The 13091-nt window shown below is 62.1% G+C and carries 1 protein-coding gene (running past one end of the window); it reads left to right on the top strand.

What is annotated here, in order from left to right; translation table 11 throughout:
- A protein-coding gene (locus tag AC1DVN_RS20095) for a non-ribosomal peptide synthase/polyketide synthase (RefSeq protein WP_477994157.1) crosses the window boundary here: on the top strand, nt 1-13091 show its end. The gene continues 15535 nt to the left of window position 1, outside the view; only the last 13091 of its 28626 coding nucleotides appear in the window; the start codon falls outside the window, past its left edge; its stop codon occupies nt 13089-13091.

Raw genomic sequence — 13091 nt, 5'->3', positions numbered from 1 at the left:
ACGTCGTGGACATCGAAACTCTCGATCTGGACGGAAACGACGCAGCACCGATTCGGGACACCGAACGCCTCGCCTGCCTGCGACCGGACAACATCGCATACGCGATCTATACCTCGGGATCCACCGGAAAGCCCAAGGGCGTGGCGATTTCCCATCGAGCGATCACGAACCAACTCTTGTGGAAGCAGGATCAATTCCCGCTCGGCGCGCACGACCGCGTACTCGTCAAAACTGCATCTACCTTCGACCTGTCCGTTTGGGAATACTGGTGGGCGTTGCAAACCGGCGCCTGCATGATTCTCGCCGAGTCAGGGGCACAGCAGGACGGCGAGTACCTCACGCTGCTGATCGAGCGTGAGCACGTCACGACACTGCATGCCGTCCCCTCGATGTTGTCGCTGCTCAGTGTGTCCGAGCGCCGACTGCCGAATTCGCTCACCAGGATTCTGTGCATCGGCGAGACTCTCCCGATACAGACAGCCGAGCACATGCGAGAGCAGAGTTCGGCGCAGGTCTACAACCTGTACGGACCCACGGAAGCAGCGGTCAGCGTCACAGCGCACCGAACGAGCGATGCAGACGTTGCCGTAGTGCCGATCGGAACCCCCGCCTGGAACACGCGCCTGCATGTACTCGACGAGCGGCTTCACCCGGTTCCGGTCGGTGTGGCAGGTGAGCTCTATCTCGCTGGAGTTCAGCTGGCGCGCGGGTACATCGGGGATGCGGGGCAGAACTCGAGCCGTTTCGTCGCCGACCCGAATGGAACGGGAGAGCGTCTCTATCGAACCGGCGATCTGGTTCGGTGGAATGCCGCGGGCAGCCTCGAATACCTCGAGCGTGCAGATTTCCAGGTCAAGGTCCGAGGTTTCCGCATCGAACTCGGCGAGATCGAAACAGCGTTGCGCGCCGAACGACCGATCCGCGATGCGGTGGTCACGGTCACGACGTCGGCCACCGGTGAGCAAAACCTGGTCGGCTACGTCACCGCGGCAGCTGGCTCGGACATCGAGAGCTCAGCGATTCTGGCACGACTGCGCGCCACCCTGCCCGGCTACATGGTTCCGACAACGCTGATGACGCTCGACTCCCTGCCGCTGGGGAGTACAGGCAAGGTAGATCGACATGCGCTACCGGAGCCAGTCTTCGAGGCACGTGGTTTCCGTGCACCGACGACACCGGCCGAACTGTCGGTGGCGACCGCTTTTGCCGAGGTTCTCGGCAGCGGAAGCACGGGGGAGGTGGGCATCGACGACGACTTCTTCGAACGCGGCGGCAATTCGCTCAGTGCAACTCGGGTGCTCGGGCGGATCAACGCCGCGGCGGGCACGGACTTGCCCGTGCGTGTGGTCTTCGAGTCGCCCACTGTCGCAGAGTTGGCTGCAGTGGTGGAAACTGCCGAGCTTTCGCGGCGGCCCGCGCTGGGTTCGCAGCCGAGGCCGGCGAGGATTCCGCTCTCCGCTGCGCAGACTCGTATGTGGTTCCTCAATCGCTTCGATCCCGATTCGTCGGCATACAACATCCCGGTGGTTCTGCGATTCACAGGTCCATTGGATGTCGAGGCGTTGCGCGCCAGTGTCGCCGACGTGATCGCTCGCCACGAGGTCCTGAGAACCGTGTACCCGGAGTACGACGGAACGGGTTACCAGGAGGTCGTCGAGGAACCTCGTGCTCTCGACATTCTCGACATTGTCACGGTGCAGGAGGATTCGCTCCACAGCGTGCTGGCCGATGTTCTCGGCGTGACGTTCGACGTCACGTCCGAGATCCCCGTTCGAGCCTCGCTGTTGCAGGTTGACGAGTTCGAGTACGTCCTGGCGATGACGGTGCATCACATTGCGGGTGACGGTTTCTCGATGGGTCCGTTGACGCGTGACGTGATGGTGGCGTACGAGGCGCGGTCCCGAGGTATGGAGCCGTTGTGGGCGCCGCTCGAGGTGCAGTACGCGGATTACGCGCTGTGGCAGCTCGAGACGTTGGGTTCGGAAGAATCGTCGACCTCACTCGTCACACGACAGTTGGACTTCTGGCGGAACGCTCTCGAGGGAGCGCCCGCCGCCCTCGAACTCCCGTTGGATCGGCCCCGCCCGGCTGAGGCCTCCGGACGAGGATCGCTTCTGAGCGTGCATCTCGAACCTGCTCTGCAACAGGCAATTTCCGAACTGGCACGACGGCATCGCGCTACGCCGTTCATGGTGTTGCATGCTGCTCTGGCCGTCGTACTGTCACGGTTCAGCGGCAGTTACGACTTTGCCGTCGGGACGCCGACCGCCGGGCGCGGCGAACGCGTGCTCGACGATCTCGTCGGTATGTTCGTGGGGACCGTCGTGTTGCGCACCAGAGTCGATCCAGGTGAGGAGTTCACCGACCTGCTGTCCCGAGTCCGCGACGTCGATCTTCAGGCTTTTGCGCACGGCGACGTTCCGTTCGAGCGTCTGGTCGAGGTACTCGATCCCGTTCGTTCGCAGTCCTATTCACCGCTCTTCCAGGTCAGCCTCGCACTACAGAACCATCTCGATTCACGGTTGACTCTCAACGGGTTGCACATCGAGAGCATCGAACCTGCGGTGGTGAGCACTCAGTTCGACCTCGATTTTGTTGCGGCCGAACAATTCGACAACGACGGCCTACCGGCAGGGCTTGTCGTTCAGTTGACCTACGCCACTGATCTGTTCGAGGAATCCACCGCCTCACGCCTGATGTACGCCTTCGAATCGGTCTTGACTACTGCTGTCGCAGAACCGGATCGGCGAGTCGAGATGTTCGAGGTGGAGTCTGTGGTGGAGCGTGGGTTGGTGTTGGGGGGTGTGAATGAGACGGATCGTTGTGTTGACGGTGTGACGTTGGCGGATTTGGTGGCGGCTTCGGTTGAGGTGTCGTCGGGTCGTGTGGCTGTGGTGTTCGGTGATGTGGTGTTGTCGTATGCCGAGTTCGGTGTGCGGGTGAATCGGTTGGCGCGGTGGTTGATCGGGCGTGGTGTGGGGCCGGATGTTTTGGTGGGTCTTGCGGTGGAGCGTTCGGTGGAGATGATCGTGGCGATGCATGCGGTTGTTGCTGCGGGTGGTGCGTATGTGCCGATTGATCCGGAGTTGCCGGTGGAGCGGATCGGGTTTGTGGTTGATTCGGCTGCGCCGCAGCTCGTGTTGACTGTTTCTGCGTTTGTGGGTGTGTTGCCTGTGGGTGTGGATGTTGTTGTTCTCGATGGTCTTGATGTGGGTGGGTTTTCGGGTGGTCGGGTTTCTGATGGTGATCGGGTTGCGCCGTTGCGGTCGGGTAATGCGGCGTATGTGATGTTCACGTCGGGTTCGACGGGTCGGCCGAAGGGGGTGTCGGTCAGTCATGGGGCGATTGTCAATCAGTTGGCGTGGTTGGCTGGGGAGTACGGGGTGGGTGCTGATGATCGGGTGATGGCGCGTGCGCCGTTCACGTTCGATGTGTCGGTGTGGGAGTCGTTTTTGCCGTTGACGGTGGGTGCGCGGTTGGTGGTGACGCGGCCGGGTGGGCATCGTGAGTTGGATTATCTTGCGGGTGTGATGGTCGAGCATGCGATTTCGGTGGCGGAGTTCGTTCCGTCGGTGCTTGCGGCGTTGGTGGCTGATGGTTTTGGTGGTGCGTTGGGTTCGTTGCGGCATTTGTTTGCCGGTGGTGAGGAGTTGTCGCCGGAGCTTGCGGTGGCGTTGGGTTCGTTGACGTCGGCTGCGGTGCATAACACGTATGGTCCGACGGAGGCGGCGATTACGACGACGGCGCATCGGATTGTGGGTTCGGTGTCGGGGGTGGTGCCGATCGGGACGCCGGTGTGGAATACGCGTGGGTATGTGTTGGATTCGCGGTTGCGTCCGGTGCCGGTGGGTGTTGCGGGTGAGTTGTATCTCGATGGTGCGCAGTTGGCTCGTGGTTATCATCGGCGTCCGGATTTGACGTCGGATCGGTTTGTGGCGAATCCGTTTGTGGTGGGTGCTCGGATGTATCGCACGGGTGATCGTGTGTTGTGGAGTGCTGCTGGGTCTTTGGTGTATTTGGGTCGGTCGGATTTTCAGGTGAAGATTCGTGGGGTGCGGATCGAGCTCGGTGAGATCGAGTCGGCGTTGGGTGCGTTGCCGGGTGTTTCTGGTGCTGTGGTGGTGGTGCATGGGGGGAGTCGTCTGGTCGGGTATGTGACGGCTGGGTCCTCGGTCGATGCGGAAGTTTCGGTGGATTCGGTGGGGGCGCGGGCTGCGGTGGGGTTGGTGCTTCCGTCGTACATGGTTCCGGATGTGGTGGTTGTTGTTGACGAGTTCCCGTTGTCGAGTGCGGGGAAGTTGGATCGGAAGGCGTTGCCGGAGCCTGTTTTCGGTGTGCGGGTGTTTCGGGCGCCTGGTTCTGCTTCGGAGTTGGTGGTGGCTGCTGCTTTTGCGGTGGTTTTGGGGTGTGAGTCGCGGGTTGGTGTGGATGATGATTTCTTCGGGTTGGGTGGTAATTCGCTCAATGCGACCAGACTTGTCAGCCGCATCAACCAACACGCTGGTACCGCGTTGCCGCTTCGGACGTTGTTCGATCACCCCTCTGTGGCGGAACTTGCTGTTGCACTGGACAATGCAGAGCGTGCCGACAGGCCTGCCCTCGAGGTGCAGACTCGTCCGGAGCAGATCCCGCTTTCACTTGCACAGAATCGGATGTGGTTCCTCAATCAGTACGATGTCGAATCTGCGGCATACAACATCCCGTTGGCCATCCGACTCGCCGGCACCGTTGACGTTCCGGCGCTTCGCGGCGCCTTCGGTGATGTTCTGACGCGCCATGAGTCGCTGCGAACAGTGTTCCCCGACAACGGTGACGGCCCCGTCCAGGTGATCCTGACACCCGAGGACGTCGAGTTCGATCTGAGCCCGATCGACGTCGACCGTGGCGACCTCGACACTCGCATTCTCGAGGTCATGTCCGAAGGTTTCGACGTCACTGCTTCCGTGCCGATTCGCGTGAAGTTGTACCGCGTCGAGGAATTCGAGCATGTACTGGTGATGTCGGTGCATCACATCAGTGCGGACGGCGTGTCCATGACGCCGTTGGCTCGCGACGTCATGATCGCCTACTCGGCACGGTTGACCGGCCAGGCCCCGTTCTGGGCGCCGCTGGAGATCCAGTATGCCGACTTTGCGCTGTGGCAGCGGGTGCTCCTCGGTGACGAGGCTGACCCGAAGAGCATCGCATCGACTCAGATCGATTACTGGAAATCAACATTGAACGGGATTCCGGAACTGCTCGAGCTTCCGGCCGATCGACCGCGACCGGCGGTGGCCACCCAGAACGGTGCGATGGTTCGCTTCGACATCGCGTCCGAGATCATGGATCGCGTTCGTGAGGTCGCCGATCACCACAACGCAAGTGTGTTCATGGTGATTCACGCTGCGTATGCGGCACTGTTGGCGAGAGTGTCGGCGAGCACCGACATCATCGTCGGCACGCCCGTGTCCGGACGAGGCGAAGCGGCTCTCGAGGATCTCATCGGAATGTTCGTCGGCACGGTCGTCCTGCGAACGGAGGCCGACCCCGCACTGACGTTCGCGCAGTTGGTCGACCAGGTGCGTGACCGAGATCTGAGTGCGTTCGGCAACGTCGATGTGCCTTTCGAGAGACTGGTGGACGCTCTGCAACCTGTTCGCTCACAGGCTCACACACCGCTGTTCCAAGTCACGTTTGCCTACGAATATATCGAAGACGCCACGTTCGAGCTTCCTGATCTGCGGGTGTCCGCCGTCGAATTCGACGTCACTCCAGCTCAATTCGATCTTGCCTTGACGTTGTTCGAGACCACGGAATCTACCAGCGGCGCAGACACCGAGTCGGTAGCGGTTAGTGGCTCGCTGACCTACGCGACGGATTTGTTCGACCGTTCCACGGCTGCGTCGTTCGCCGACCGATTCGTCATGATGCTCGAGCAGCTGACGCGGGATCCCGCGAGAGTAATCGGGGATATCGACGTCCTGAATCGGGACGAGCAGAACCTACTGGTGCCGGTGCGAGGACTTACGGCGGCGCATCCCGCGACTCTGTCCGAGCTGATTTTTGCTGCGGTCTCGTCGAATCCAACGGGGATCGCCTTCCTGTGGAATGGCCGCGCCGTCCCCTATACCGAGGCCGACGAACTCTCGACCCGCCTCGCTCACGTCCTGCTGCGACGCGACATCACACCGGAAACATTTGTTGCGCTGGCTCTTCCACGATCGCTCGAATCCGTCCTCGCAGTCTGGGCGGTTGCCAAGACGGGTGCCGCATATCTGCCGGTCGACCCGAGCTATCCGGCCGATCGCATCGACCACATTCTCGAAGATTCTCGAGCGAGGTTGGGTGTGACGATCGCCGAGCAGCGTCAGTTCCTGCCCGACGACGTCGAATGGTTGGTTCTCGAGGACATCGCCGAAGAACTGGCGGCAGCCCCGGTGAGCGCGAGCTGGCCGCCGGTGCGGATCGACAATCCGGCGTACATGATCTACACGTCGGGTTCGACGGGCAAGCCCAAGGGCGTGGTTGTCACTCATTCCGGTCTCGCCAACTTGGCGGCCGAACGGCGTGAGCACTACCAGATCACGCCCGACGCCCGGTTCCTGCACACCGCGTCACCCAGCTTCGACATGGCTGTCGGCGAAATGATCTCCGCGCTCTCTGCTGCAGCAACATTGGTGATCGTTCCGGTGACCACGATCGGTGGTGACGACTTGGCCGAGTTGTTGGACTCGCAACGAGTCACTCACGCTCTGATCACCCCGGCCGTTCTGAGCACGATCGCCCCCCACGACCACGAACATCTTCGCGTTCTCGGTGTGGGCGGTGAAGCGGTATCCGCTGAACTGGTCGATCGTTGGCAGCCAGGGCGAACGATGCTCAACGGCTACGGACCGACCGAGGCGACCGACATCTCCACAGTTGCAGACCTCGAAGCGGGACAACCTGTCACGGTCGGTAAACCTGTGCGCGGATTCCGGACCCTGATCCTGGACACTCGACTGCGACCGGTGCCGATCGGTACGCCTGGTGAACTGTACGTGGCGGGGCCAGCTTTGGCTCGCGGTTACCACAACCAACACATTCTCACCGCAACACGATTCATCGCCGATCCCCACGGTGATCCTGGACAGCGCATGTACCGGACCGGTGACATCGCTGCCTGGACGGCCGATCTCACCATCGAGTACCGCGGACGGATCGACAGTCAGGTCAAGATCCGAGGTCAACGCATCGAACTCGGTGAAATCGAGACGGTAGCAACACAGTGCGACGAGATCGCGCAATCCGTGGTGCTTGTCGTCGAGACTGCACTGGGCAAGCGGCTGGCGGCATACCTGGTGCCGCAAGCTGGGCGCGTGATCGATACCGAGTCCGTAAGGCGCTATCTGGAGTCCGCGCTGCCACGACCGATGGTGCCCGACGCGTATGTCGTGCTGGACGCTCTACCGGTGACCGTGAACGGAAAGCTTGACCGCAAGGCTCTTCCCGCTCCGACGTTCTCCGCGTCGAAGGTGCGCTATCGAGCACCCGCGTCCGAGACGGAAGAGATCCTCGCTTCGCTGTTCGCAGACCTGCTCGGTGTCGAGGCGGTGAGCGTCGACGATTCGTTCTTCGGGCTCGGCGGCGACAGCATCGCATCCATCCAACTGGTCTCCCGAGCGAAGGCTCGTGGTCTCGTGATGACCCCACGAGACGTCTTCGAACAGAAGACTGTTGCCGCGCTGGCACAGGTCGTTTTGCGATCTGACGCGCCGGCGCAGAGGGTACTTGCCGAACTGCCGGGCAACGGTGTCGGAGAGTTGCCGCTGACGCCGGTGATGCGCATGGTGCTCGGCAGCACCGATCACTTCGATCGCTACTCACAGTCGATCGCACTGGATCTGCCAGTCGGCGTCGATCAGGCGGGGATCGTCGCCACGGTGGCCGCCGTCGTCGATCACCACGACATGCTTCGGTCGACCTTGCACAGCAAAACTTTGCACGTGGCCGAGCCCGGAAGCGTGGACGTGGCCGCACGTGTGCGGAAGGTCGACTTCGATCCCGCTGCCGTCGACAGCGCGGAAAGCTTGACCGAATTGGCACGATCCCAAGTGGAACTGGCTCGACGAGAACTTGATCCGCGCGGCGGTGTGATGTTCGCGTGCGTCTGGCTCGCGCCGGTGGGTGACGCGGAAAAGGTGACCGGGCGACTGCTCGTCGTGATGCACCATCTGGTCGTCGACGGAGTGTCGTGGCGAATCCTGGTGCCGGACTTCATGACCGCGTGGGCACAGATCTCCAATGGTGCGCCGGCGCAGCTGGCACCTGTCGGCACGTCGATGCGTCGCTGGGCACATGCGCTGCAGGACAGTGCAGTTGGGGCGACGGCAGACCTGCCGACGTGGCGGGCAATCGTCGACGGCGAGGACCCGGATCTGGGATCGGCGCGCTTCGACCCCTCGCTCGATCTGGTCGCAACTGTCCGCGACATCGAGGTGCGCGTCGACGCGTCGACGACTCAGGCACTGCTGACCGAGCTTCCGGCCGCGTTCCGTGGCGGCGTGAACGACGGTTTGCTGACAGCTCTGGCGCTTGCAGTCACTCGGTGGCGTCGCGAACGAGGCGTGCACACCACATCGACGCTCATCCAGATGGAAGGTCACGGGCGAGAAGAGCAGACTGCACCCGGTGCTGACCTCTCGCGTACCGTCGGTTGGTTCACCAGCGTCTATCCCGTGCGCCTCGAACTCGGTGCGCTCGACATCGACGACGCCATGCGCGGCGGCGTCGCGGCGGGTCGGGCCGTCAAGTCGGTCAAGGAACAACTGCTCGCCGTGCCCGGTCGTGGCATCGGCTACGGGGTCCTCCGATATCTGACCGACAGCGATACGGCCGGCAGCGACATGACCGGCAGCGACCCGGGTACACCACTGCCGGACAGCATGCCGCAAATCAGTTTCAACTACCTCGGTCGCGTGTCTGCCGGCAACGTCCCGGAGGAGTTCGCCGATTTGGGGTGGACTCCGTCCGTGGATGTCGGTGACATCGAAGGCCCCGGAAACCCCGACATGCCTGCCGCCGCAGTTCTCGACATCAACGCGATAGTCACAGACATTTCGGGTGATGCCGAGTTGTCCGCGACGTTCTCCTACGCCGGACGCCTCCTGACCGAAACGGACGTCCGAGGCTTGGCGCAGTACTGGGCGAGCGCGCTGCGGAGCCTGGTCTCCCACGTCGGCAGAGGCGCTGGGGGAGGCCTGACGCCTTCCGACGTTCCGTTGGTGACGGTCTCTCAAGAGGACATCGATGTCTGGGAAGACCGGTATCCGCTGGTCAGTGACATTTGGCCACTGTCGCCGTTGCAGCACGGACTTGCCTTCCACTCGTTGCTCGCCGGCAACAGTGCCGACGTTTATCAGACCCAGATGGTTCTGGAGCTGACAGGAACTGTCGATCCGATACGAATGAACCGGGCCGTGACTGCTCTGCTGAACCGTCACGACAACCTACGGACCGCCTTTGTCGCCGATCTGTCCGGCGAACTCGCGCAAATCGTTCTCGGTGAGGTCGATGTCCCGTGGCGTGTGGTCGACCTCGGTGCCGAGCCTGCGAGTGAGCGCGAAGCTGTCTACGAGCGAACCCTCGCGCGTGATCGATCCGAGCGTTTCGATTTGGCAACACCGCCATTGCTTCGGTTCACGCTCATCACACGAGATCCCAGTCGACACGCGCTTGCAGTGACACTGCACCACATTCTTCTCGACGGGTGGTCGATGCCGCTTCTGATGAAGGACCTGATGGTTCTTTACGCAACGCACGGCGACGAGTCGGTGCTTCCCCGCGCAGCGTCCTATCGTAATTACCTGTCCTGGTTGAATTCTCGGGACGCTGCGGAATCCGAGTTGGCGTGGGCCGAGGCGCTGTCCGGGCTCGAGCAGCCGACCCTGCTCGCCGGGGAACGGTCTGCTGGTTCGAGTGCCGGCACCGTCGAGTCGGTTGTGACTCAGGTGGAGCCCGAACTCGCCGAGCAGCTCGGTGCCTTCAGCGCCGACAACGGCGTCACATTGAACACCATGATGCAGGCCGGTTGGGGAATTCTGCTGGCGCGCCAGCTGGGTCGAACGGATGTCGTGTTCGGTGCAACCGTGTCGGGTCGTCCTCCCGAGCTCGATCATGTCGAGTCGATGGTCGGCCTGTTCATCAACACGCTGCCCGTCCGGGTCACGATCGACCCCGCGGAGTCTTTGCGTTCCTTGCTCTCACGGCTGCAGGCAGAACAGGCGGCGCTTCTCGAGCACCACCAACTCGGACTGACGGAGATCGTCAAGAGCGTCGGAAATGCCGCTGACTTCGACACGTTGACCGTCTTCGAGTCGTACCCCGTCGATACGGAAGGTATCGCTGCAACGAGCTCGATCGACGGCATGACGGTTACTGCGATCACCGGTGACGATGCGACCCACTATCCGTTGACACTTACCGTTGTCGCTGATGACGGCATTTCATTCACGCTCAAGTATCAGCAGGATGTCTTCGATGCGCCGACGATCGAGGTTCTGCGCGAGAGGATGCTTCGGATCCTGCGTGCATTCGTGGAGTTGCCGGACACCGCTGCCGGAATCCTGGATGTTCTGGGGCCCGACGAGCGTCGCCTGCTTGTCCCGGTATCGGGCCTGCCGGCTGCGCCCAGCGCAACCCTGGCTGATCTCATCGCTTCCGCCGTCACACAGAACCCCGACGGAATCGCGATCTGGGCCGACGGGCGTGCGTGGACATACCGTGAAGCGGACGCCTGGTCGAACCGCCTTGCTTCCATCCTGCTCGATCACGGAGTCGGTCCGGAAACCTTTGTAGCCGTGGCACTCCGGCGATCGGCAGCGTCCGTGATGTCGGTGTGGGCAGTGACGAAGACCGGCGCCGCCTACTTGCCCGTCGATCCTGACTATCCGGTTGAGCGGATCGAACACATGATCACAGACTCCGGTGCTGTCATCGGCATCAGCCGAGGTGGGAATCAACTTCCCGATTCGGTGCGCTGGCTCGATCTGGACGCACTCGAAACCGCGATCCAAGAGCTACCCGAGTCGAGTATCGCGGGAGCGGCTCGCATCGACAATCCGGCCTACATGATCTACACGTCCGGATCCACGGGCAAACCGAAGGGCGTCGTGGTCACGCATGGTGGTCTCGCGAATCTTGCCGCCGAGCGTCGTGAGCACTATCGCGTCGACTCGCACTCACGATTCCTGCACAACACCTCGCCGAGCTTCGACATGTCGGTGGGTGAAATGATGTCGGCGCTGTCCGCGGCGGCGACTCTGGTCGTCACACCGCCCACCATCCTGGGCGGAGAAGAGTTGTCCCGGTTCATGATCGGACGTCGGGTCACTCACGCACTGATCACTCCGGCGATGTTGACGTCGATGGAACCGGAAGGGCTCGAAGAGCTTCGGGTTCTCGGTGTGGGCGGGGAAGCGGTATCTGCCGAACTGGTGAACCGTTGGCAGCGTGGTCGAACCATGCTCAACGGGTACGGGCCTACCGAGGCAACCGACATCTCCACCGTCGGTGATCTCGTCGCGGGCAAACCAGTCACGATCGGATCACCCGTGCGTGGATTCGACACTCTGATCCTCGACTCGCGACTGCTCCCGGTGCCGATCGGGACGCCGGGCGAACTGTACGTGTCCGGGCCGGCTCTCGCCCGGGGATACCATGACCAGTCTGTGCTCACGGCAACCCGATTTGTTGCCAACCCGCACGGCCGGCCGGGTGATCGTCTGTATCGCACGGGCGACATTGCCGCCTGGACACCCGAACTCACCATCGAGTACCGGGGCAGGACCGACACTCAGGTCAAAATTCGTGGTCATCGCATCGAACTCGGGGAGATCGACTCGGCCCTGCACGCACACCCGGACGTGGATGTGGCCATGACCCGCGGCAAGAGGACACCGTCCGGGGACACCGCGTTGGTCGCGTACGTCGTGCCGACGCCGGGGACTGCGCCGGAGGTGAATCAGGTCGTCGCCTTTGTCTCCGAGTTCTTGCCACGTCACATGATCCCTAGCGCTGTCGTCTTCATCGACAAGGTGCCGACGACACCGACAGGAAAGGTCGACGAGAAGGCATTGCCGACCCCTGATTTTGCGTCGAAGATCGTGTATCGGGAGCCGAGCACGCCTACGGAAATCGCTGTGGCCACTGCCTTCTCGGAGGTCCTCGAGATCGCTGACGTCGGCGCCGACGACAACTTCTTCGAACTCGGTGGGAACTCACTGTCGGCGATGCGAGTAGTGACCAAACTGCGGATGTCGCTTGCTCGCGAGATCCCATTGCAGTGGTTGATGACCGAGCCGACTCCGGCGTCGATTGCGATTCGTGTCGACTCCGGACAAGAATCTTCCGGCGCGCTGGACGTCGTGTTCCCGATTCGGACGACCGGTGATCGGCCGCCTGTGTTCTTCGTCCATCCGATCGTCGGCCTGGCCTGGAGCTATGCCGGCTTGGCGCCGTACATCGATTCGGCGACTCCGATGTACGGGATCCAAACTCCAGCAGTCTCGTCCGCGGATCCGCTGCCGGAGTCCATCGAGTTCACCGCCGCCAGGTACCTCGAGGAAGTTCGAAAAATCCAGCCTGAAGGTCCGTATCACTTTGCCGGTTGGTCGCTCGGTGGCGTGATCGCACACTCGATGGCGGTGCTATTGCAGGCAGCGGGCGAGTCGGTCGATTCGTTGGTGATGCTGGACAGCTTCGCCCATGCCGCTGAAGACGGTGAAGGTTCGGACGCTGACGACGACGCGGACATGGGACTCGAGTTCGCGCACGCCATGGGCGAGTTGACTTCGGAAGATGTCGGCAGGCTTGTCTTCGCGGCCCGGCACAACGACACGTTGATGCAGGCTCACCAGCCGGGGATCTTCGATGGCGACGTGCTGTACTTCACTGCAGCGCTGGATGATCCATGGCTGAACCGTGGAGTCGATTCATGGCGTGCGTATGTCAGCGGGGATATCGTGAATCACCCCGTCGAGTGCACTCACTGGGACATCACCTCGCCCGCCGCTCTCGAGACCGTTGGTCCGTTGATGTCGCACAACTTGGAGAGGATTCGTCGGATGTCCTGA

The organism is Rhodococcus sp. P4_E4 (assembly GCF_056401575.1).
The sequence above is the reverse complement of the archived record's forward strand: the minus strand, read 5'-3'. Positions and strand labels throughout refer to the sequence as shown.